The organism is Polaromonas sp. P1_G4, assembly GCF_056405475.1.
In genome coordinates this window covers 1-514 of the sequence record NZ_JBFUCA010001071.1, presented here as the reverse complement: position 1 = coordinate 514, position 514 = coordinate 1, and the positions used below count along the sequence as shown (strand labels likewise).

Below are 514 nucleotides of genomic sequence, written 5' to 3'. Positions count from 1 at the left end.
TATAGCGCCTTGACCGGTACACACAGCCAGCAACTGAAGGTGCCGGTCTTCGGATCCATTACAAAGTCTTCTTCATACAGCTCCAGCGCCGGCTTGTTCTCCGGCTGGTAGCCGCTTTGCGGAAGCCACTCGGCAAACATGTGCGTCCAGGCTTCGTGCACTTCATTGCCCGGCTTGCCGGTAAAACGGCCGCAGGCGTAGCGCCCGCCGCCAAAGTTCTGCACGCCTGTCTCGCCTTGCGGTTTGAAGGCCTCGTTCACTTCAATGCAGGCGTCGTAGCGGCATTTGTCGGCCGGCGTGATCTCGGGGTTGTCCTGGCTGATGCCGTACATCCTGGGGCGCGGGCTCATGTGGCCGTGCTGGCCGCACCAGGCGACAAAGCGTTGCCATAGCTGCGCCACCTGGTCGCCATAAGGGCCGGTATTGCGCATGTAAGCCAGGCGCATGGCAGGAATGGTCTTCAGTTCAATGTGCATGTTCAAGCCTCTTTCAGATAAAACCGGCCCCACGGGCC

At 60.3% G+C, this 514-nt stretch carries 1 protein-coding gene; it reads right to left on the bottom strand.

What is annotated here, in order from left to right:
- The coding region (locus AC1D1X_RS25435) for an AraC family transcriptional regulator (RefSeq protein WP_477699656.1) at positions 1–476 on the bottom strand (476 nt) is incomplete at its 3' end.
- Positions 477–514: the final 38 nt, after the last annotated feature.